The sequence below is a fragment of the Acetobacteraceae bacterium genome (assembly GCA_004843165.1).
Taxonomy (GTDB): Bacteria; Pseudomonadota; Alphaproteobacteria; order Acetobacterales; family Acetobacteraceae.
Map to the genome: position 1 here is coordinate 312,408 of CP039459.1, position 22,060 is coordinate 334,467.

General features: G+C 42.5%; 19 protein-coding genes and 1 tRNA gene. 7 read left to right on the forward strand and 13 right to left on the reverse strand.

The features are described 5' to 3' along the window. The first annotated feature begins 3 nt into the window (after nucleotides 1–3). Nucleotides 4–2,655, forward strand: coding sequence for a type I DNA topoisomerase (gene topA / locus FAI41_01530; GenBank protein ID QCE32370.1), 2,652 nt, complete (start codon nucleotides 4–6; stop codon nucleotides 2,653–2,655). A gap of 96 nt (nucleotides 2,656–2,751) precedes the next feature. Further along, nucleotides 2,752–3,963, forward strand: a complete 1,212-nt coding sequence (locus FAI41_01535; protein QCE32371.1) for an OmpA family protein — start codon at nucleotides 2,752–2,754, stop codon at nucleotides 3,961–3,963. On the opposite strand, the gene FAI41_01540 is transcribed toward FAI41_01535, so the two are convergent. Further along, nucleotides 3,956–4,486 (reverse strand): hypothetical protein, encoded by a 531-nt coding sequence (locus FAI41_01540; GenBank protein QCE32372.1) that lies wholly within the window; start codon nucleotides 4,484–4,486, stop codon nucleotides 3,956–3,958. The two genes, FAI41_01535 and FAI41_01540, sit on opposite strands and share 8 nt — an antisense overlap. 128 nt (nucleotides 4,487–4,614) lie before the next feature. Here FAI41_01540 and FAI41_01545 point away from each other — a divergent pair, with 128 nt between their 5' ends. The 3 genes from FAI41_01545 to FAI41_01555 all read left to right on the forward strand — a co-directional run bounded on the left by FAI41_01545 (nucleotide 4,615) and on the right by FAI41_01555 (nucleotide 8,573). Next, nucleotides 4,615–5,562, forward strand: coding sequence for a hypothetical protein (locus FAI41_01545; GenBank protein QCE32373.1), 948 nt, complete (start codon nucleotides 4,615–4,617; stop codon nucleotides 5,560–5,562). 659 nt (nucleotides 5,563–6,221) lie between these two features. Next, nucleotides 6,222–7,790, forward strand: a complete 1,569-nt coding sequence (locus FAI41_01550; GenBank protein ID QCE33755.1) for a DNA topoisomerase IV subunit B — start codon at nucleotides 6,222–6,224, stop codon at nucleotides 7,788–7,790. A gap of 66 nt (nucleotides 7,791–7,856) precedes the next feature. After that, entirely contained in the window at nucleotides 7,857–8,573 is a 717-nt protein-coding gene (locus FAI41_01555) for a hypothetical protein (protein QCE32374.1), read from the forward strand. Between the two features lie 339 nt (nucleotides 8,574–8,912). Here the strand turns inward: FAI41_01555 and FAI41_01560 are convergent, their stop codons facing one another. Further along, nucleotides 8,913–9,368 (reverse strand): hypothetical protein, encoded by a 456-nt coding sequence (locus tag FAI41_01560; protein QCE32375.1) that lies wholly within the window; start codon nucleotides 9,366–9,368, stop codon nucleotides 8,913–8,915. A gap of 263 nt (nucleotides 9,369–9,631) precedes the next feature. Between FAI41_01560 and FAI41_01565 the strand changes: the two genes are divergently transcribed. Continuing rightward, nucleotides 9,632–10,600 (forward strand): NYN domain-containing protein, encoded by a 969-nt coding sequence (locus tag FAI41_01565; GenBank protein ID QCE32376.1) that lies wholly within the window; start codon nucleotides 9,632–9,634, stop codon nucleotides 10,598–10,600. A 60-nt stretch (nucleotides 10,601–10,660) separates the two neighbouring features. Here FAI41_01565 and FAI41_01570 read toward each other — a convergent pair whose 3' ends face one another. Both FAI41_01570 and FAI41_01575 read right to left on the reverse strand, forming a co-directional pair. Beyond that, entirely contained in the window at nucleotides 10,661–11,248 is a 588-nt protein-coding gene (locus tag FAI41_01570; GenBank protein QCE32377.1) for a hypothetical protein, read from the reverse strand. Nucleotides 11,249–11,266: 18 nt separating this feature from the next. Continuing rightward, the gene (locus FAI41_01575; GenBank protein ID QCE32378.1) at nucleotides 11,267–11,569 is read right to left on the reverse strand and encodes a DUF3792 family protein; all 303 of its coding nucleotides are present in this window, start codon (nucleotides 11,567–11,569) and stop codon (nucleotides 11,267–11,269) included. 695 nt (nucleotides 11,570–12,264) lie between these two features. Here FAI41_01575 and FAI41_01580 point away from each other — a divergent pair. Next, entirely contained in the window at nucleotides 12,265–12,852 is a 588-nt protein-coding gene (locus FAI41_01580; GenBank protein ID QCE32379.1) for a hypothetical protein, read from the forward strand. Nucleotides 12,853–12,966: 114 nt separating this feature from the next. Here the strand turns inward: FAI41_01580 and FAI41_01585 are convergent. From FAI41_01585 to FAI41_01625, 9 genes are all read right to left on the reverse strand, one after another. Next, nucleotides 12,967–13,042 (reverse strand) — tRNA-Lys (locus tag FAI41_01585). A 249-nt stretch (nucleotides 13,043–13,291) separates the two neighbouring features. Beyond that, nucleotides 13,292–13,768, reverse strand: coding sequence for a peptidylprolyl isomerase (locus tag FAI41_01590; protein ID QCE32380.1), 477 nt, complete (start codon nucleotides 13,766–13,768; stop codon nucleotides 13,292–13,294). A gap of 43 nt (nucleotides 13,769–13,811) precedes the next feature. Continuing rightward, nucleotides 13,812–14,309, reverse strand: a complete 498-nt coding sequence (gene coaD / locus FAI41_01595; protein QCE33756.1) for a pantetheine-phosphate adenylyltransferase — start codon at nucleotides 14,307–14,309, stop codon at nucleotides 13,812–13,814. 16 nt (nucleotides 14,310–14,325) lie between these two features. Then, complete coding sequence (gene gyrA / locus FAI41_01600; GenBank protein QCE33757.1) at nucleotides 14,326–17,118, reverse strand: DNA gyrase subunit A; 2,793 nt, start codon at nucleotides 17,116–17,118, stop codon at nucleotides 14,326–14,328. 283 nt (nucleotides 17,119–17,401) lie between these two features. Further along, the gene (locus FAI41_01605; protein QCE32381.1) at nucleotides 17,402–18,286 is read right to left on the reverse strand and encodes a hypothetical protein; all 885 of its coding nucleotides are present in this window, start codon (nucleotides 18,284–18,286) and stop codon (nucleotides 17,402–17,404) included. Continuing rightward, nucleotides 18,283–19,740: a DNA recombination protein RmuC gene (gene rmuC / locus FAI41_01610; protein ID QCE32382.1), complete on the reverse strand. Its 1,458-nt coding sequence runs from the start codon at nucleotides 19,738–19,740 to the stop codon at nucleotides 18,283–18,285. The genes FAI41_01605 and rmuC overlap by 4 nt, the downstream gene beginning before the upstream one ends. A 16-nt stretch (nucleotides 19,741–19,756) precedes the next feature. Next, nucleotides 19,757–20,188, reverse strand: a complete 432-nt coding sequence (locus FAI41_01615; GenBank protein ID QCE32383.1) for a hypothetical protein — start codon at nucleotides 20,186–20,188, stop codon at nucleotides 19,757–19,759. A 747-nt stretch (nucleotides 20,189–20,935) separates the two neighbouring features. Then, complete coding sequence (locus tag FAI41_01620; protein ID QCE32384.1) at nucleotides 20,936–21,655, reverse strand: glycosyltransferase family 2 protein; 720 nt, start codon at nucleotides 21,653–21,655, stop codon at nucleotides 20,936–20,938. Continuing rightward, nucleotides 21,652–21,918: a hypothetical protein gene (locus tag FAI41_01625; GenBank protein ID QCE32385.1), complete on the reverse strand. Its 267-nt coding sequence runs from the start codon at nucleotides 21,916–21,918 to the stop codon at nucleotides 21,652–21,654. Before FAI41_01625 ends, FAI41_01620 begins: the two co-directional genes overlap by 4 nt. Nucleotides 21,919–22,060: the final 142 nt, after the last annotated feature.

Here is a 22,060-nt window from a genome sequence, read left to right on the forward strand (position 1 = left end):
ATAATGGTAAAATTAGTTGTCGTAGAAAGTCCTGCAAAAGCAAAAACCATCAACCGTTACCTTGGGTCTGACTATAAAGTTATCGCTTCTTTTGGGCATGTCCGTGACCTTCCCTCTAAAGACGGCAGTGTCCTTCCTGATGAAAATTTTGCGATGAAGTGGGAAGTGGATAAACGTGGCGCACGCCAAATGGGCGATATTGAAAAATCCCTCAAAGGTGCCTCTTGCCTCATTCTCGCAACTGACCCTGACCGTGAAGGGGAAGCGATTTCATGGCATATCAAAGAAATTCTTCAAGATAAGAAGAAGCTGAAAAATATCCCTGTTGAGCGCGTAACTTTTAACGAAATTACGAAGAATGCCATTAAAACGGCTATGGAATCGCCTCGTGATCTAGATCAGCCGCTTATTGATGCCTATTTAGCACGTCGCGCACTGGATTACCTTGTCGGATTTACCCTTTCTCCTGTGCTATGGCGCAAACTTCCCGGCAGTCGGAGTGCAGGGCGTGTGCAATCGGTTGCCCTTCGCCTTATCTGTGAACGTGAATCTGAAATTGAAGCCTTTACAGCACGTGAATATTGGAGCGTTACAAGTCTTTGCCAAACCGCTCAAAGTAAAAACTTCGAAGCACGCCTAACACATTTTGAAGGCAAAAAGCTCGAAACATACGATCTTGAAAATGAAACGCAAGCACAAAAAGCCGTCAATACACTTAAAGCGGCTTCCCTTTCGGTTACTTCAATTGAAAAAAAACGTGTCAAACGAAATCCGCCGCCACCTTTCACAACCTCAACCATGCAACAAGATGCCTCTCGCAAATTAGGGATGGCGCCACAATATGCGATGCGTATTGCACAACAGCTTTATGAAGGCATCACCTACAAGGGTGAACAAACAGGTCTCATCACCTATATGAGAACAGATGGCGTTACCATGTCAAAAGAGGCTATTTTCTCTGTTCGTGATTATCTTAAAGAAGATTTGGGGGATAAATATCTTCCAGCCTCTCCACGCATGTACAAAACAAAAGCCAAAAATGCCCAAGAGGCGCATGAGGCGATCCGTCCTACAGATATTACCCATACCCCTCAGGAAGTGGCTAAATATTTAGATCATGATCAAGCAAGGCTTTATGAATTGATTTGGAAAAGAGCTGCAGGCTCCCAAATGGCCTCTGCTGAAATCGATCAAACAACGATTATCATTCAAAATAAAGAAAAAGACTTAGAGATCCGTGCAACAGGCTCTGTGATCGTTTTTGACGGTTTTATGAAAATTACCGGACTTCCAACTTCCCGGGCAGGCGATGAGGATGAAGATTCCATCCTACCTCAAATGACAGAAGGAGAAGTCATTAAAGCTCTCGAAGTCACACCCAATCAGCATTTCACACAGCCCCCTCCCCGCTATTCTGAAGCCTCTTTGGTCAAGAAAATGGAAGAGATCGGTATTGGCCGCCCTTCCACTTATGCCTCTATTTTAGGGGTTCTCAAAGACAGGGAATATGTTCGCCTAGAATCTCGGCGTTTCTATCCTGAAGATCGTGGGCGTTTGGTTACAGCCTTCCTCGTTTCTTTCTTTAACCAATATGTTGAGACAGATTTCACCGCAAAATTAGAAGAAGAACTCGATGAAATTTCAGATGGGCGTTTGGAATGGCATCACGTCATGGCGCAATTTTGGAACGGTTTTTCACATGCGGTCGGAAAAACGGAAAATCTTAAAATTTCCGATGTCATTGATGCGCTAGATGAGGATTTAGGACCGCATTTCTTCCCTATTGATGACTCAGGAAAAGATCCACGCCAATGCCCTAATTGTGAAACGGGAAGACTTGGTCTACGTCTTGGACGCCACGGCGCCTTTATTGGCTGTTCTAATTATAAAAAAGAAGATGCCATCTGTGCTTATACAAGACCGCTGATTTCCGGAGATGAAACGCCAACTGATATGGCAGGTAATGGGCGTGTTTTAGGCATTCACCCCGAAAGTAAACTCGAAATCACCTTAAAGAAAGGCCCTTACGGTCTTTATGTTCAAGAAGGTGAAGCTGACGAAACGGATAAAAAGAAAAAACCGAAAAGAGCTTCTTTACCCAAAACAATGAATCCAGATTCTTTGACTTTGGAAACAGCACTTGATCTTTTATCCCTCCCCCGTTTTCTTGGGAATCATCCGGAGACAAATGAAAAAATCGAGGTCAATCTTGGACGTTTTGGGCCTTATGTCAAAATGGGTTCTATTTTCGGCACCCTTACCAAAGAGGATGACCTTCTAACAATTGAGTTGCCACGTGCCCTTGAAATTTTAACTGCCAAACTCGCTTCTATCCGCAATTTAGGCCCTCACCCGAAAGACGGTGAATCCGTCTTAGCCAAAAAAGGACGTTTTGGGCCTTATGCACAACATGCAAAAATGATGGCGCCGCTTCCAAAAGGCACAGAGCTGGACGACATTACGCTGGAAATGGCTTTGGAAGCCCTAAAAGAAAAAGGGAAACCTGTTCGTGGTGCAAAAAAAACCACCACAAAAAAAACAACGAAAAAAGCTACTGTAAAAAAGACAACAATAACCAAGAAAACAGCGAAGACAACAAAAGCAAAAGCAAAAACCACAACGACTAAGAAAAAGACTTCAAAAAAAGAAGAATAAAATGGGATTCTGCCTCCCATTTTTCTTCTCATTTGCCTTTCCGCTCTAATTGGGCGAAAAGGATAAAGTGAGTAAGATTTTCAAACTTTTCCGATAATGTCTTTTTTCTTAGAAAAAAAAATTTTCTTTTGCTGGCAACAGATTTTATCTGCCCTTCTTTTGACAGGCTTGTTGCTATTTGCGCTTATGCCGATAGCCCATGCACAGCCTGTGCGCGGGGCATATGTTTCCGGCGGCGGCGGCGTTTCCTTTAATCAAGGACAACAAATTAATCCTGCTGTCGGAAATTATTTTCCAAGAGATGAAGATCCGCTTATTTCTATCGGAAAACTGCTTTACAATACAGGTTACGGCGTACAGGCAGCCGCTGGCTATGGGCTGGGAAACGGTTTCCGTGTTGAAGTACAAGGACTAATGACCAAAAATGAATTTTCTGGTTTGAAAAGCGGTGGCTTTCCCGGAGAAGGCAGCGGACACCAAATGGTTTATGGCGGATTTGCCAATGCCTATTTCGATATGGATATCGGTCTCAACTGGATTTATCCTTATATTGGCTTTGGCGTTGGATATGAATGGCAACAAGACAATATGACTCTTGTTAATACCGCCCAAGCTTCTAATCCTTACACTCAGAAAATTGGCGGAACGACAGGTGCCTTTGCCTATCAGGCAATTGGTGGCGCTTCCTTCCCCGTCCCTTGGGTTTTAGGCCTTTCCACAACATTGGAATATCGTTTTAATACGATGATTGGCGGACATGGCCATACTGTCTCTACCTCTGGGCAATCCATCATTGATGCGACCAATGGCGCACATCTTCCAACACCAGTAAGCACCACTTTTGGTACAAAAACCTATTTTAACGATTCCATTCTTTTAGGGTTACGTTACGAATTTAACCCTATTCCGCCAGATGTGATTGAACGCCCTGTCCTTATGCCGCCAGCGCCACCTCCAGCTGCACAGCGCACCTATATGGTCTTTTTTGATTGGAACTCAACAGCCCTAACGCCTCGGGCACGTGAAATTATTGGCCTTGCGGCACGAAATTCCACCAATGTGCAATATACAAAAATCCTTGTAAAAGGCTACTCCGACACATCTGGTGAGACGATCAAAGGTGGCCCTTCCTACAATGATAATCTTTCCTATCGGCGTGCTGACAACGTCAAAGCAGAGCTTGTACATGATGGGGTTGCCGCCGGTTTGGTTTCCGTCAAAGGATTAGGTGCCACCAATCTTTTAATGCCGACAGGTCCCGGCGTTAGAGATGCGCAAAATCGCCGTGTGGAAATTAATTTTAATTAGCGTTCCTTTTAACAGAAGCGGCCGGTATAACGGATTCTGGCGCTGTCACATTCACTGTAATTTCAACATTTTTACGGGGCTTATCCGCCTCAGGTAAAAGAAAAACCCGAAACCGATCTGTCCCCTCAAAACCAAACTCAGCTTGATAAGCGACATAAGTCACGCCGTCCTCCCCATCATAAAGATAGGCCTTTCCATGTTCTGGTGAAACTGGAACACCAAAAGACGGATATTTCCCCCCCTCATCCGTGGCCATCTCTAAGGCACACCATTTGCCATCCGAAACCATCCGCATTCCAACAGAGAGCACGTTTCCCTCAATGACTGAAATTTCACCCGGTTTACAGGAGGGAGAGAAGGCTCCGGGAGCAAATGTATCTGAAGAAGCTGGCGCCTCCTTCTGATCTTTTTTCGTTTCCAAAAAAGGGATATGGAGATTCTGACAAGCCGCAAAAAAAAGAAACACACCAAAAAAAAGCCTATTTCCCTGAACTTTCTTCATCATTTTAAAAATTTCTGGCATAATCTCTTTCTCTTTGAGAGAGCATACGTGCTCAATAATACTATTCTAGCGCAATCTCCCCTTGCTTTTCGATATTAAAAAATATCATTATGCTAAGATTTTACAGATGTTTTCTTCATTGGAGAAAAATGAACTTACGCCAAGACAAGCAGATTTTTCTTTGTTCCTTATGGATCATGGCAGGATTATCTCTTTTTCCGCCCTCTTGTTTTGCCGCTACTGTAAGTCCAGGAGCCTTTCCTACATCTGCTGATCCGCAAAATATAAAAACCCCTCTTCCCAACTTACCGATGCCGGAGCATCAAACGGCAGAAAATGGCGACTTCACCCCCTTAAATCTGCCCCAGGAATCAGGGTTTACAGCACCACAGGCACCAGAAACGCCTAAAATGAGTCAGGAATTGCGGCATCTTCTCAATATTTCCGCCCTGAGATCTGAATTCATGCTCATTGCGCTTACCTGCAATATGCAAAAGGAATATGACCGTTTTATGACGAAATTCAGGCCTATTTTGCAACAAGATTATAATTCGCTTAAAATTGAATTCCAAAAATTATATGCTGAAAAAGGAGAAATCCGCTTAGATCAATATATGACAGATCTCGCCGATGCGGCCTCTTTAAAAGCAGCACGTGAAGGGGGAAATTTTTGCAAAACACATGAGAAAATGTTTCACGAGGCAGAATATTTTAAAGATCCCGAAGATATTGCAGCTTATGCAGAAGGAAAAAATCTTGCCGTTCCTCTTCCAAAATCCTCTACTGGACGTCGGGATTCCAGCCCCGTAACTTTATCGGAATCAGAATCTTTCGCAAATTTTGCACATCCTTCTTTTTCCCCGAACAAACCAGCGATACCGCATCAAAACCCCAAACCAACAAGTTTTGTGCCTATCAAAAAAGAGAAAACCCGACCGCCCTTGGAAGAGCCTAAATTCTCTTCGACCTCTCAATCGAAAGAAAATGATCTTTCCCAAATCCATTTTCCTGAAAATCATCCGACACAAGAGAATCAAACACCACCACCGCCACTTCCAGCCCCTCAACCCTATCCAGACCTTTCCGTTCATCCCTAACCAGCCAAAATCGTTCGCCGGAGCTTCCCTTGAGTACAGATTTAAACGATAGCCTGTTTAATATGCCGTTAAACACAGATGCTGCGAAAACAGCATCTGCCCCAAAAAAACGTAAAAATGCTAGCAAAAAAGAATATGCGGCCTCTGATATTCAGATTCTTAAAGGACTTGAAGCTGTCAGAAAACGTCCCGGCATGTATATCGGCGGAACGGATAGCCAAGCCTTTCATCACCTTGCGACAGAAATTCTTGATAATGCAATGGATGAGGCGCTTGGTGGCCATGCCACACGCATTCGTGTCTTTTTGAAATCCGCCAAAGAGATTTCAATCTCCGATAACGGCCGTGGCATTCCTGTTGATGCCCATCCTGATTCTCCTGAAAAATCTGCCCTTGAAGTTATTTTTACAACCCTTCATGCCGGCGGAAAATTCTCCTCAGATAGTGCCTATACCTTTTCCGGCGGTTTAAATGGCGTTGGTAGCTCCGTTGTCAATGCGCTTTCTGAAAAACTCCACGTCGAAGTGCTACGTAACGGCTATCACCATGTTCAAACTTTTGAGCGTGGCATCACAGCCTCTCCTCTGAATAAGAAACGTCTTCCGAAAGAACGTAAATATGAAACAGGTACAATCGTTACATTTCAACCTGATCCCGAAATTTTTGGTGAAAAATTAACCTTTGATCCTGCACGTCTTTTTGCGCTTTGCCGTCATAAAGCCGCCCTTTTTGCCGGAATTATCATTGAGTGGCATTGTAATCCAGCGCTCCTCTCTCTCCCAACAGGACAAGAAAAAGAGGAGAATTCCCTCGCCGCTGATAAAAACGAGATTGAAAAAAATCAGGACGAATTAAAAGATAGGGAGAATGACGAGGAAGAGGAGGAGGAAAATGAAGAAAAATCTTCTGCTTCCAAAAATCTTTCTCGTCCAACCCCTGAAGCTGTTTTCTGTTTTCCCAATGGCCTCAGTGATCTTCTCAAAGAGGATTTGCCCTCAGATGTTGAACTCCTAGCGCCTATTTGGAGCACCGCAAAAAAAAGTAATGAAGAGAGCGAATCCGGTGAAAAAGTTGATTGGGCTATCGCCTTCACCGGTGAGGGAAATGGGGATACAGAATCTTACTGTAATGCCATTCCAACACCTCTTGGCGGCACACATATCAATGGCTTACGTGCAGCGCTTTCAAAAGGTTTTCGCCAATGGGGACAACAACAAAAAATTAAAAATGCTGGAAGCATCACACCAGATGACATTTTTAAATATAGTCAGGTTCGGCTTTCCATTTTTGTTAGAGAGCCTCAATTTAAAAGCCAAACAAAAGAAAGCCTTACCAATCCCGAAGCAACGAGATTGGTTGAACATGCCCTGCGAGACCCTCTTGATCATTGGCTTGCCGGTAATCCAGCGCAGGCTGATAAGCTCACCGAATTCTTTATTGAACGTGCTGAGGAAAGAAAACGCCAAAAAGCTGCCCGTAAAATTGACCGTAAAAGCGCAACACGCCGATTACGCCTTCCTGGAAAATTAACAGACTGCACCAACCATAAAACGAGTGAAAGCGAAATTTTTCTTGTTGAGGGGGAATCAGCTGGCGGATCTGCCCGCCAAGCGAGAGACCGCAAAAGTCAGGCGATCCTTCCCCTACGTGGAAAAATCCTCAATGTCGCCTCTGCAACACAAGAAAAATGCCGTGCAAATGCAGAATTGCGTGACCTTACCGAAGCTTTAGGCTGCGGTATCGGAAAAAGCTTTGATATTGAGAAACTGCGTTATGGACGCATCATTATTATGACAGATGCAGATGTCGATGGTGCCCATATTGCCTCTCTCCTGATGACTTTTTTCTATATGGAAATGCGTGATCTCATTCGAAAAGGTCATCTTTATTTGGCGCAGCCTCCCCTTTATCGTCTCTCCCATAAAGGTAAAACCGTTTATGCAATGAATGATGCTGATTTAGAGAAAAAACGTAGCAAAGAATTCAAAGCGGGCAGTAAAGTAGAGGTTTCACGTTTTAAAGGTCTAGGGGAAATGCCTGTTAGCGATCTTAAAAAGACGACAATGAGTCCTGCACATAGAACCTTATTACGTGTTAATCTCCCTGTTGAAGAATTTGAAATGACCGATACCCGTGTCAATGAGTTAATGGGGCGTCATGCAGAGCCAAGATTCCGTTTCATTACAGAGAATGCCTCTCTTATCAAAGATGAGGATGTTGATATTTAAAGCAACAAAATCAATAAACAAAATGGGAAAGATTTCCGCCTCCTTTTCTTCTAATACAAGGTGTAAATGATGAAAGTACGTTCTTTTATATACGGAATGGGGATAACGCTTCTCCTCTGTGCCGCAGATCCTCTTGCTGAACCGAATGCCTCTTTACCAGACGGCTTACCCGTTGGTCCGTCTACACCTGATAGTGATGATAACGCCCTTCCCTCTGCCTTTTCTGGCGAAGCAGCCGGTTATCAAAAAGCCCAAGGTACAGCAGATGCCAAACAATATGGACGGATGCAGATCCAGCCTATGAATGTGCCCGGCTCAGGATTTACGCTGACATGCCGTGACAACAACAGTAATATTTTGGCACAAAATGCGATTTCGACAAAAGAGATTGATACAAGCTGGGAAGTTTACGTCAATCCTGATACCAATCAGGGAGGTACGCTGATAAACCCTCTTCGATACGGTATGAATCCGCCACCACCGAAAACAGTGGATGGCACAAATAATACCAATCTTCCAGATCCCAATTTACCTTCAGATGCGTCCCTTAAAGGTCCTGACGGAAATCCTTTCCGTTTTGCCTACTCTCTTAAAGCAATGCCGGCTGTTTTTAACAATAGCTTGAGTTTTAATGGCTCTATTTGGTGCGGTCCTATGGTTGATCCACTAGAAACGATCGAGAAAACCATTAAAATTGAATTGGATAAGACAACAGGGAAACTTCTTAATCCCGATATGGTTTCACTCCCGGATGGCTGGTCCATTCAATGGTCTCAGCCCTGAACGAGCTTTTTTCTTAACGGTCTGATTCCATAAAAAGAATCAGGCCGACAATCAATAAAAAGATAAGCCAGATACACATCCATGGCCAATCCATAACCCATCCGAGCCAAGGGGTCTGTGCTTCTGCAGGGGTGACATACATTATAATAAGGTGCCTTATTTTAGGTAATTCAAAGAATACTTACGTAAGTAGATCTTTTTTAAGATAGAGCCAAATAATGTTTAAACATTAGAAAATAGAGGCCAAAAGATACCCTAAAGCAAGCCCTGCAAAAATAGACCAGACAGGTTTGAAATTTTTATGTTTTATAAAACATAAAAGGATGTTTATAAATTTTTTCATCCTTCCTCCCCTCCCAAAATTTCAGACAATTCTTTTACAAATAAATCCTCAGCACTTTCATTGATAGATTTCTCTACCATATTTTCTTGCCGCACAAGGGATTTAAATAATGTCGTTCGGCGGACAGGTTGAATCGAATGTTCTGCATAAAGCGCAAGATTCATAAGCTGATCCGCCGCCTCAATTTCTTCGGATGAAAGCGGCGCTTTAATCGCACCAAGGATAAGATGCTTCGCCTGCTCAATAGACAGCGAAAGCTGCTCTGAAATTTCTAAAATCTGCTCTTCCGTTAAATCAGGAAGATAATAATTACATCTTGAAACGTGATTGGCTAATCTTGACCAATCGCTTGCCAATTTTTCAAGCTGTAGAGCGACAAATCGCAAACCAGCGCTTTGTTGAGAGCCCTCTTCTATATTTCCAGTGGGTAACGAAGAAGCATGAATTTCCAAAATAAAAATCTCTTAAAAGAACTTAAAAATTAAAGATAGAATATGCCATATTTTCTTAAAATATCACTAAAAATTTCTCTTGGTTTGCCTTTTTGAAATAAAGTGCCTAAAACCAAAATAAGAGCTATTTCTTAGTTCTTATTCTTGGGGGTGGGAGTAAGAATATGGACTGTTTTCCATTTTAACTAAAGCAGATTTCAATAACTACATTTCTTATTTCCCCATTTATATTTTAAAAACATTTTTTTCCATAGGAATCTTACATGTTTAAGCAGACCGCTTTTTTTGTTGATGCCGGATATTTTCTGGAATCTTCGGGTCATTTGCTTTACGGATCGGGGCGCGGGTCACTATTTCTCAATACAAACGCCATCGCCAACGAGCTCTCCGCAGCCGTTGAGCCGATTACCGAAGGCAATAGGATAAAAACTGAAGAACGAGGGCGCCTCCTACGCATCTATTGGTATGATGCTGGCGATGCACGACACGGCCTTTTCTCTTCTCTTGCGCAATGTCCCTCTATCAAATTACGTTTAGGTCGTTTAAATCAAAATGGCGTACAAAAAGGGGTAGATGCGCTACTCGCACTTGATTTAGTGACACTTGCCTCTGAGCGTGCGATTTCTGATGCTATTATTCTTTCCGGTGACGAGGATCTTGTCCCAGCGGTTGAAATGATTCAACGCAAAGGTGTTCGTGTTCATCTTTTGGGGATTCAGCCTGCGATGGAAGGGGCTCGTAATGTCTCCCAAAAACTTCGCCATGAGGCTGATAGCTTTACAGAATGGGGACGGGATAAATTAGATCCGCTCTTTTTTAGAAAAACACCAAATGAATATGGTGATACAGATCCTGCCTTTTTAAATTCTGTTGATACTTATATCCCTAATGCTGCCGGCGGCCGTCCTGCAGCAAGTGCTTTTTCAAATAAAATGGATTCAGATTTTCTCATGGATGATCCTGAAACATTTGAATCGGACCTAAGGGAACGTATCGCACATTTTGTTGACTCTCTTGATGAAGAAACAAAGATTTACTACGAAAATGGTGTTGCAGATGCAGCTCAAATCGGCCAGCCCTTTCCCATTCGCCCTGAACATGATGCACCACTTTTGAAAATTGGCTGTCAAGTTCTTGGTGTTCCACGGATTGATCCCGACTGGAGACGTTTTGTCAGAGCCGCTTTTTTAGAAAATTTTCGTCTGACAGATGAAGAAGATGATCTAGGCTGATTAACTTTTTCATAAAAAAGAGGGACATTTCTCAATGTCCCTCTTTTTTTTATCAAACTTTCAAACTTTTGAAGGTAAATTTACGACCCCTGCATCCCAAACAAGCTGACCGCATTTAATTTTCCATTTTCCTCTCTCACGGTAAGGGGTCTGACAATTCGCCGCTGCCAGTAAAAGACCGCTATTCAATCCCTGAGAGAGATACCTATCCACTAAAACCTGCCGCACTTTACTATAAGCCTCAAGCATTTTAGCGGCCCCGGCGGAACGTGTGATTTGTCCGGTATCTACTGCCCTTGGCACCTCATCATTTGCAATCAGAACAGGCTCCATTTCAATTTCAGAAACATGCATCTCCCTGCCCCAGACACGCCAAGAACGATTATAGCAAGCAGATTCATCTTCTGTTGGCAAACCTGTCTCCGTGCAATTGTTTAAATGATCCTCTAATTCACCAAAATCTTTTGTCACTTCTGCAAGCGCTGACTGTGAAAGATAGAGCCCTCCCGGCGTGCTATCATATTCATCCATCCCTAAAACGACATGACCGAGCGTGTGGTGACATGCTGGCAAGAGAGATAGCCCCCCAACAAGCACGAAATGCTTTAGCGAAAAATTTTGGGAAAAGCTTTTAAGGGGAAAAAACATTCGAAATTCCTATTTTCTTTAAAGAAAAAAAGAGCAAAGAGAGAAAATCATCATAAAAAGAATGCCAACAAAGAAGAAAACACACAGAAGAGCGGCATATTCCAAGAAAGATAGATTTTGCGTCACCTCCTGCTTTACTTCCCCATTTTGATCAAAACTCTGTGAAAGTTCTAAACAAATAAAGAGCAAAGGAAAAAGGCAAAGCGTACCCCATAGCCAAGGACGACGTCCCTTCCGCTTTGCAGCTGTCCATCCTCCTAAAAACATCAATAAAAAAAAGAGGATTATAAAGATAACCGTCTCTAAATACTGTATATTCATGTTAACAACCTCTTTTCTTTATTTTTCTTATTTCAAAAAATACTTCAAATATCATAGCCTATTCAATCCAAACAGGCTGAAAAATTTCATAGCGTAGATCCAAGCCCAATCAGAGCCGGAAAAGGAGAAAATCCAATTAATTCTCCCCCTTCTAAAGAAGATTCATAACAATAGGCCTGTTCATTATTTCGCTATAAAGCGCCGCAAAGTGCCACTATTTAATTTCTATATATTGCCCGTGATAACCCGGCATCGCAGAAAAGCTAAAATCTTTCGAGATCAATTGTCCCTTCTTTTCACAAGATCAATTACCCACTCTTTTTTTGAACTGCCCGATGCCTGCCCTAATTAAAATTTCTGCCCCACATAAAGTCGTCTGATTCTCTTTACCATAGCCAGATGATAGGATGGTGCAAAAGAACGACAATTTAGGCTAATCGCTAAACAATTATGAGAAAAAATCATGCCAATGACGAATAACCATAAAAAAGGGAAATATACGAAAAAAAGAAAGTAAAACGAAATATTTTAAAAATTCTTTCTCTCTTTGTTATCCTTTATCCCAAGCCTTTTTCTAAAATCAAAGAACTTTACACTAAAGCATTTCTTTGTTCTGATATTAGCGCACAAAGAAGATTACCGGCGAATTTTTATTCAAAATTATAAAAGCCGATATTACAGGAAATGAATTAGAAATGCATGAATCCCTCAAACACAAAAAATCCAAAAAAATTTTTATTTATTGCTCACTTTTACCCCTTTTAGCCGGCTGTACAAAAGCCATGCAAACAGGTGTTTTCGTTCCAGATATTGAAAGAAACGAAAGCGGTAATAAATGTTATGCACCGCATGGCATTAAACTTGTTCATTGGGCAAATCTCATTGATGCGCAAGAAAAGCAACGCCCTTTCATTGAAGGTATGCGTCTCAATAAATCAGAAGCCGATGCTGTTATTTACAACAATATTCCCAGAGGTGAGATGTTTGAGAAAGACCCCATGAATCCCAAAAATAGCGGCATCCCCTATCTAGGTCTCCAAAATGTCATCAGCCTACCTGTAACAGCCATTTCTGCCAGCTTTGAAGCATCCTCTCTCAAAAGAGCCCAAAGAAAATGCGAAGCACAAAGAGATGAAGGAGCCCTTCAGGCGAAATTAGAAAAAGAACAGCTCGTCAGATATCAAATTCAGACAGACAAACAACAAGTTCAAGAGCTAAAATATGAGCAATTAAAAACAGGCGATTCTCCTGCCTATGCAGATGAGTCAAAACCTTTCCTCTAAAAAATATTTTATTCTTTGCTGCAAAAGCCGCCAGAATAGAAATGATATTTTGGCGGTATAATAATACACGAAAAAAAATATCTTCTTAAAACTTATTCTTTTTTTAAAGGAGATTGGTGAACCGGGTGGGATTCGAACCCACGACCATTCGATTAAAAGTCGAATGCTCTACCAACTGAGCTACCGGTTCAATGAACAAACTGTCTTCTCGTTTTGTTCAGAAGCGTTTGTTCGCTGTCTTGAATGTGTGTTTACCCCCTCCAGTGATGAGCGTCAAGCAGGAAACCGCATTTTTTTCTATTTTTATGAAAAAAAACAAAAAAAAGCTATTTTTGAACAAAATCTGTCTCTTTTCAGGTTATTTTTCCACAAAATATGCAAAAAGGCAGCCCCAACAAGAACGTCAGGACTGCCTTTTTTAAAAAGATTCTTCGAAAACTTATGCTTCGATATAAGCTTTCTGAATACGATCAGGATTTTCAACCGTACCGGAACCCGCTCTGCCACGTTTTAATTGGTCAACGACATCCATGCCCTCAATCACCTGACCGGCGATTGTGTATTGGCCATTAAGATGAGGTGCTGGTTCAAACATGATAAAAAACTGGCTGTTTGCACTGTTAGGATTTGCAGAACGTGCCATCCCTAAAGTACCACGCTCAAACTTCGCTTCTTTTGAAAATTCTGCAGGAAGATCAGGATATTCACTTCCGCCCGTACCAGTGCCCGTCGGATCACCGCCCTGCGCCATAAAACCTTCGATGACGCGGTGGAAAGGCACACCATCATAAAAACCTTCTGATGCCAGTGTTTCCAGGCGCTCTACAGCTTTAGGGGCTAAATCAGGTCTTAATTCAATAACGATTTTACCGCCATTTTCAATTTCAAAGACAAGCTTCTTTCTTTCTTCGCTCATAAAATCTCCTCTTTCTGATGACAAAATATCATATTTTATCTTTTCAAGCGGACAAAAGAGACTTCTTCATCAAAAGGGCCTCCTTTGCCTTATCCGTTGTGAAAGCGGAAACGTCCCCTCCCAAACGAGATATTTCTTTTACAATTCTGCTCGACGTTGCTCTTTGCCCCTCAGAAGCGAGCAAAAAGATTGTCTCAATCTCCGGTGCCAAACGCTTAATCGCTGCGGAAAGCTGGGTTTCAAAATCAAAATCCCCTGCACAGCGCAAACCTCGAATAACTGTCCCTGCATTCTCACGTTGCATGGCATTTACGAGTAAATCTGAAAAGCCAATCACAGAAATGCGCTCTTTCATCGGGAAATTTTTAATTCCGTCACGCACCAGTGCAATCCGCTCCTCTAATCCAAGAAGCGGGTGCTTTCCGTCATTTGTCGCTACCCCAATAATCAACCGATCAAAGAGGGTAGAGGCACGCTCAATAATATCCAAGTGCCCAAACGTTACAGGATCAAAAGTACCGGAATAAAATCCTACTCTCAAACGGCTTTTCAAATCCTCAGTCCTCTATATTCTCTTCACCCTCAGAAACACTCTCAACAGATGCAGAAACTTCTGTTGGAGCGGCTTCGGGAGCATCCTCATCATTCTGCTGATCCTCTTCCTGCACTTTAAATGCAGAAATGACTGTCTCGCCCTCATCCACATTAAAGAGACGAACCCCTGAAGCCATGCGGGACATAATCGAAACCTGATCCACAGGCATACGAATCAAACGTCCTGTATCTGTCACCATCATCGCATCTCCGCCAGCAGACACAGGGAAAGTCGCAATAACGGCCTTTCCTCTGGCTTTATTTTGCAGGGACATATTCTGAACGCCCTTGCCGCCTCTGCCTTTGGTAGAATAGTCAAAAGAAGAGGAACGACGCCCAAATCCCTGATCTGTTACAACCAAGAGCCAGCGTTCATCGGGTGCAAGCTCCTCAAATCTTTCTGGAGAAAGCGCCTCTAGGCGTTCTGAGACGGCATCATCCTCATCCTGTTCCAGAACCTCATCGATTTCTCCGTCAACATTACCTGAGAATTCACGACGACGTGCCGAAGCCTCTTTGAGATAAGCAAGGCGCTCATCATTATCCTTGAGCTCCGGATGCGGCAGAACAGCAAGAGAAACGACACGGTCCCCTGCATCCAAACGAATACCTCGGACACCGGTGCTATTTCTTCCGGCGAATACCCTCAAATTACTATCTGTAATCTGGAAACGGATCGCACGGCCATTTTTTGTTGCCAAGAAAAGATCTTCATTCGGATGGCAGGTTCTCACGCCAATGAGACTGTCCCCCTCATCGAGTTTCATCGCAATAATCCCTGTTGAACGGATATTGCTGAAATCACTCAACTTATTACGGCGAACATTCCCTCCCGCGGTTGCAAAAACAAGATGCAAATCATCCCAGAGTTCTTCATCCTGCGGCAGCGGTAAAACAGCTGTAATCTGTTCATTTTCAGCAAGACCCGGCAACAGGTTAATCATAGCACGACCTTTTGAGGTCGGAGAGGCTTCTGGCAGACGCCAGACCTTCATTTGATAAACCTGCCCAGCACTCGTAAAGAATAAAACCCATTGATGGGTATGCGCATTAAAGCTACGGATGATGACATCATCCCCACGACGACCTGCCGCTGTTTTTCCACGTCCACCACGATTTTGAAGACGGAACTCTTCCAATGGTGTCCGCTTGACAAAACCTTCTCTGGTGATGGTCACGACCATTAAAGCTGGCTCAATCAGACTTTCATCGGATTCATCGCCCAAAGAATCTGAAATTTCTGTCGCACGCTTATAATTTAAGGCATTGCGAACATTTGAGAGTTCCTCTCGCATGATAGAAAGACGGTGCTCACGATCCCGAAGAATTAAAAGGAATTCACGGATCTGTGCCGCAATGTCATCCAATTCTCCAACGATTTTATCCCGTTCCAAGCCGGTTAAACGGTGGAGACGCAATTCCAAAATCCCTCTGGCCTGCACCTCTGTCAGATGGACATGCCCCTCAATGATTTGATTATTTTCATCATCAACCAGTTCAAGAAGAGATTGTACATCCGCTGCTGGAAAATTCTGTGCCATCAACAATGTACGGGCCTCAACAGGATTAGGCGCATTACGGATGATGGCAATGACACGGTCAATATTGGCAATTGCCAGAGCTAAACCGATCAAAAGATGCCCACGATCACGTGCCTTTCCAAGATCAAAACGGGCACGGCGCTGAATAACCTCCTCACGGAACTTCACAAAGGCTTCGAGAACTTCCCTTAAGCCAAAAATCCGTGGGGTTCCCCCATCCAATGCAACCATATTTACAGGAAAACTGCTTTGGAGCTGTGTATGGCGGAAAAGCTGATTAAGAACAATCTCGCCCGTTGCATCCCGTTTTAACTCAATAACAAGACGCATCCCCTGACGGCTACTTTCATCCCGAATATCAGAAATCCCCTCAAGAATTTTTTCTTTGACGAGTTCGCCGATTTTCTCCTGTAAAACAGCCTTATTCACCTGATAAGGAATTTCCGTCACAACAATCGCATGGCGGTCTTTTCTGATTTCCTCAATTGAGGCTCTTGCACGAACCGGAATGGACCCCTTGCCCGTTGCATAAGCCTTACGGATTCCGCTACGTCCCATAATAATACCACCCGTTGGGAAATCAGGGGCAGGCACATGCAACATCAATTCTTCTAAAGTGATTTCCGGATTATCAATCAATGCCAATGTTGCATCAATGACTTCCACCGGGTTATGCGGCGGAATTCTGGTTGCCATACCAACGGCAATCCCCTCTGCCCCATTTACCAAAAGATTTGGATAGGCCGCTGGTAAAACTTCAGGTTCCTGCTCACTATCATCATAGTTAGGACGGAAGGGCACCGTATTGCGGTCAATATCATCCAACAGCCACGAAGAGGATTTTGCAAGACGCGCCTCCGTATAACGCATCGCCGCAGGACTATCCCCATCGACAGATCCGAAATTTCCCTGCCCGTCAATAAGCATTACCCGCATTGACCAGCTTTGGGCGAGACGCACCATCGCATCATAAATAGCACTATCACCATGTGGATGGAATTTACCCATCACTTCACCGACCACACGGGCCGACTTACGGTAAGGCTTATCCGCTGTAACACCACTATCTTTCATCGCATAAAGAATACGGCGATGCACCGGCTTTAAGCCATCCCGCACATCAGGCAATGCACGAGAGACAATGACCGACATGGCATAATCAAGATAGGAGGATCTCATCTCCTGCTCGATTGGGATTTCAACGATACCTTGCATATTTATTTTTGCAGGAAGTGCTGTCTCAGGTTGATTGGGTTCGGTCAAGAAAAAGTCCCCGTTTTATAAACTATATGGCTGATGAATTATTAACTCAAACACCATAGAAAAAACATCTTAAAATGAAAAAATGCGCATAATTTCGCTCTGCATATCTTACATTGTCTCGTAACAATACCACCAGATGAGCAAAGCAAAAATCATACAGGAGAAAAGCGCCGCTCTAAAAATAATTGTATTCATGAGTCTTCTCCTCCTTGTTTTTATAAGCCATTTTGCGCTTCTATAAAAAGAGTAGCAAATCCGCAAGCGCAGCGACAATGCCAGCCACTGCCAGTGAAACAAAAATCAGGCCGCTTTTTCCTACGACAAACACTGTCGCACGCGCCCATTCCATTCCCCGCAAGAAATACAAACTCATCACAAAAACGCCTATACCGGCTAAAAAAGAGATGAGAATGGCAGAATTTTCCTTATCCTCTAATAAAAAGAGCGTATGATCTTTCCATAAGGCTGTGATCAACATACTCCAAAATAGGAATATAAGCACTTCCCAAGATAAAAATCCGCACATCAATCCCATTCGGAAAGAGCGTTCTGGATATCCCCAACCATTTAAAAATTTCCAAGCGGCAAAAAGAAGGAGCGTAGCGACCAGCTCAAAAAAGACAAAGCCTAAAATACCCGGGAAATGCGGCATACCAAGCATCGCAAAGGAGAGCAAAAGAGAAGCCAGTGAAAGCGCAATGCTGGCAAAAAAGGCACCACACGCCATTGCCTCACTATTTTTTTCTGTTTTTATTGTAGATGATAAAGATTCCGCCGTGCGCTTATCGTAAGTCGGCAGATCCGCCTTATCATATTCCTCCTCTGCATCGGAAAAATCTTCTTCTGGCTGAAAAATCTTGCTTTTCTTCTGGGCACTCAGTCTTTGTGCCAAGGCAACCGTTTCTGCCAACATCAAATCCCGTGATTTTTTGACCGTGAAACCATTGAGGCTTTCAGTATCCTCTTCCCCTGAAAAGGTAAAATCACTGTCAAAATCAATCCACTCGCTTTCCCCTTCCCCCGCTTGTGCAATTTCCACTGCGGCATCAAGTTTTGCGCCATTAGAAAAGGCTGGTGTTGTTTCAATAATGACGTGTTTCTTTTCTAATTTACCGATCAAGCATTTTCTCCCATAAGAAAATTGGGCGATTTTTCATCTTGATGAAAGGTAATTCCAACTTCTTCCTCTTCCGATATTCCCAGCATCGCCTGTGCCTCCCCCTCTGAAATTTCCTCTGCGCCCCTCAAGGCACGTTTCATCACACGAAAACGTGTTCGGCCTTCTTTGCTTAAAACATTTTGTGCCTCAAAAAGCTTCTTTTCCACTTTATCAAGCATATTTCCAAATTTGCCAAATTCTGTTTTAATTCCTCCGAGAAGCTTTGAAATTTCACCCGATCTCTGATGCACAGCCAAAGAGCGAAATCCCATCCGCAAAGAAGATAAGAGCGCCATTAAAGTTGTCGGCCCGGCAACGATCACTCGAAATTCCGTCTGAAGTCTATCAATTAAGCCCGGACGACGGACGACCTCTGCAAAAAGTCCCTCGGTCGGTAAGAACATAATTCCCATATCTGTCGAAAAAGGCGGATGGACATATTTATCACGAATATCTTTAGCGCATTCATAAACACGGCGCTCCAAAGCCCGCCCTGCCTCTTTTTCTGCCTCAATATCACCCATTTCCAGCGCATCCACCAAACGCTCATAATCCTCCACAGGAAGTTTCGCATCAATTGGCAACCAAACTTTAGAAGTTTCTGTATCACCTGATCCGGGAAGACGCACAGCAAATTCGACCCGCTCTCTAGAGCCTGGGCATATCTCAACATTTTTAGAAAACTGCTCCGGCGTTAAAATCTCCTCCAACATCGCGCCAAGCTGCCCTTCACCCCAGATTCCTCTTGTCTTGATATTGCCTAAAACCTTTTTTAAATCGCCAACATTATCTGCAATCTTACGCATTTCACCAACACTGGAAGAAACACGGTCTAAATTTTCATTCATTGTCGAAAAAGCAGCTCCAAGACGCTTTTCAAGGGTTCCTTGAAGCTTTTCATCTACGGTCAAGCGCATCTGCTCAAGCTTTAGCTCATTCGCCTCGCGCATTTTTTCCAGACGCTGTTCAACACCCTGTTGTAGATGTTCCATACGGCGGTCATTCTTTTCGCCAAATTGGCGCATTTGTTCACGTTGTGCTTGAAAATCTTCACGATTTTCCATTGCCGATTTTCGAAGTGTCTCGTTTAGAGAAACTGAAGTCTCTTTTAAAGCTGAAAAATTTTCCTGTCGAAAAGTATCTAACTTCTCAGAAAAACTTTGCAAATATGTGGCTAAACCATCCCGTATAAGCGCAATGGATTCACGCTGTGCCTTGGTTGAGCGATCTATCTGCGCCAATAAAATTTCACGTGTATGACGTGCTTCCTGCTCTGCACTCATCCGAAAATTTTGGAGAATTTGTTCTAATACCGGCCCGTCTGCCTGTTTTTGCAGCGCAGAAAATTTCACAAACAAAAGCCCTGTCAAAAAACAGCTTATGGCAGAAAATACACAAAGAAAAATCATTAACATTCAAATAACCTGCAGTTCATTTTTCAATCTTTGTTGGTTTTTGATATGGAATGCCATCAGAATCATTTATATCTTTATGCGCCCACTCATTGGGGATGAGATCATATCCTGGATCAAAAAAACCCTCAGAAGGATGAAAAACCGGATGGCAATTTAAGAGCTCGATTTCTTTAGCAGGAAGCGGCCCAATCCCCTTAGAAAGATAATAAGAAGGTTTTCCGAAAAAAGAAGCCCGATGCGCCCGCACATCGGGAATGATTTCACCCTGTCTATAATGATAGACATCTCCCTGTCGTCCAAAAGGTCTAATCTCTAAACTATGAAGAATTTTCCCCTGACAATTTTGGGCTTTAACACGGATCGGTAAGACAATAAAAGCAAGAACAAAGAGTATAAAAAGAAAAAATTTAAAAAAAGATGAAGAAAAAAAAGGGCATTCTAAAAACATAACAACAACTTTTCTTAATTTTAAAAGAGATTTTTCTTCAAACGGGTTCCCATGATAGTATAGAGTTTAGAAAAAGTTGAGATTCTTTTTATCATTGCGTTTTTTGTCGTGTCGCTGGGGGAAAATATGTTTTCATTTTTTATCGGTCTTGCCATTGCACTTTTTATTGCAATTGCAGGTTTTGGTGGTTTTTTATTTAAACTTTCCAATGCCAATAAAGAAGATATGGCATCAAATCAATTTTCATTGCCTGAAACATCCGCAAATCCATCCAACACATCCTCGCTCTCTAAGGCGGAATGAAAAATCTTCCACCACAGAAATTTCTTTAGATTCAGAACATTCTGCGTCTTATTTTGAAGATAGAATAAAGCGAAAGAGCATTAGCCTGCGATAACATACCGTCACAAAATAAAACTTTCATTTTAAAAATATCTCTTTAAATTGTCTCTTGATTTAAACTGTTTTTAGAAGAGATCTAAGCCAATTTCTGATTTTAAAAATGCCTTATGGTGAAAGCGCCTTAAAAAGAGCCAAGGATTATTCTTTTCTCCATCCAACGCTTAAGCCCCTATGCGCATTCAACCAAAAAAACCGCTTATGGCCTGCCTTGCCATAATCTTGCATTATAAAAATACTTGTTTAAATTAGTTTTTTAGCCATTACTCAGCAGAACTATTTTCCACAATAAGAGCAACCCTTTACACTAAATTCGGGGTAAAATACGTATTTTCGTATTAAGAGAATTTATGATTTAAAGTGGGAAATCAAACCCGAGAAGGCCAAAAATAACATTTTTCTTAATGTATATTTAGACACACCGCCTTCACGTTTTTTACGTTGATAGAAAACAACTTTCCATGGAATACCCATCTGGACAACAGATCCCCGCAAATACAGGGGACGTGTTGCTTTTTGCACCAAAATTTTAGCAGCATGCCGACTCAAAAGGCGAAAATCTGCATGTTGCGGTACCTGCTTACTCCCAACATATTTCATCACCCAATAAAAAAAGCTAGCTGTAAAATGTTTAAATGGACGATCTGTTACCCTGTCATTTCTAGCACCCAAGACAATTTCATAGCCTTCCTGCCAGCCCTTCAGCATTTCAGGAATGACATTGATATCATCTTGCAAATCTGCATCTATAGAAATCATAACATCTGAGCTATTAAAAGCTAAACCAGCTAAAAGCGCCTCCTGATGCCCCTTATTTTGCTCTAAATTTAAAATCTGAATATTTAGATCATCTTTCTGCTGTTTTTGCTTGATATGATGTAAGATTTCTAATGTTTTATCCGTACTCCCATCATTAATAAAAAGCAGCGAACTTCCCTTTTTTATTCTTTGAGAAGCAATTAATTCAAGCAAGAGTTCTTCGAGCTTGCTCGCTGTATTTTCAAGAATTTCCTCTTCATTATAGCAAGGTACTGCGAGCGTTAAACTTGGTATTTCTTTCGTTCTCACGTAACATCTCCCCTGCTTGCATCCAGATAAAACATTTCCATAAGGTCAATGCCCTTATGCCAAAACTTATCATCGCTTTGTTCTAGATTTTTAATATAGAATTCCAGTGTAACTGTTTCTTGGTCTTTCTCCAGAGGAATATCAAATAAATAAATCCGCTCTGCCTCTATAACCTGCCACGGCCTAATCTCTTTCCCCTTATAAGAAAGAACAACATCTTTTACTTTTCCTGTTGTGGATTCCATTTTCAAACGAAAAGACAAATTATCCCCATGATTTTTCGGAAGATTAAAGAATATCCTTGGTTTTTACCACATATTGCAAAAAGCCCAAGAGCATTTTTTTTCAGCCTTTCGCCAGCATCATCCCTCCCTCTTTTGTATCCCAACCAATAAAAAGCCATGA

Bases quoted from the DNA above. Each gene is read 5' to 3' on its own strand.
- FAI41_01615 (QCE32383.1), bottom strand. From the start codon at position 20,188: ATGTTTTTAGAATGCCCTTTTTTTTCTTCATCTTTTTTTAAATTTTTT.
- FAI41_01555 (QCE32374.1), top strand. From the start codon at position 7,857: ATGATGAAAGTACGTTCTTTTATATACGGAATGGGGATAACGCTTCTC.
- FAI41_01570 (QCE32377.1), bottom strand. From the start codon at position 11,248: ATGTTTTTTCCCCTTAAAAGCTTTTCCCAAAATTTTTCGCTAAAGCAT.
- FAI41_01545 (QCE32373.1), top strand. From the start codon at position 4,615: ATGAACTTACGCCAAGACAAGCAGATTTTTCTTTGTTCCTTATGGATC.
- FAI41_01565 (QCE32376.1), top strand. From the start codon at position 9,632: ATGTTTAAGCAGACCGCTTTTTTTGTTGATGCCGGATATTTTCTGGAA.
- FAI41_01535 (QCE32371.1), top strand. From the start codon at position 2,752: ATGTCTTTTTTCTTAGAAAAAAAAATTTTCTTTTGCTGGCAACAGATT.
- FAI41_01540 (QCE32372.1), bottom strand. From the start codon at position 4,486: ATGCCAGAAATTTTTAAAATGATGAAGAAAGTTCAGGGAAATAGGCTT.
- FAI41_01580 (QCE32379.1), top strand. From the start codon at position 12,265: ATGCATGAATCCCTCAAACACAAAAAATCCAAAAAAATTTTTATTTAT.
- gyrA (QCE33757.1), bottom strand. From the start codon at position 17,118: ATGCAAGGTATCGTTGAAATCCCAATCGAGCAGGAGATGAGATCCTCC.
- rmuC (QCE32382.1), bottom strand. From the start codon at position 19,740: ATGTTAATGATTTTTCTTTGTGTATTTTCTGCCATAAGCTGTTTTTTG.
- FAI41_01590 (QCE32380.1), bottom strand. From the start codon at position 13,768: ATGAGCGAAGAAAGAAAGAAGCTTGTCTTTGAAATTGAAAATGGCGGT.
- topA (QCE32370.1), top strand. From the start codon at position 4: ATGGTAAAATTAGTTGTCGTAGAAAGTCCTGCAAAAGCAAAAACCATC.
- FAI41_01575 (QCE32378.1), bottom strand. From the start codon at position 11,569: ATGAATATACAGTATTTAGAGACGGTTATCTTTATAATCCTCTTTTTT.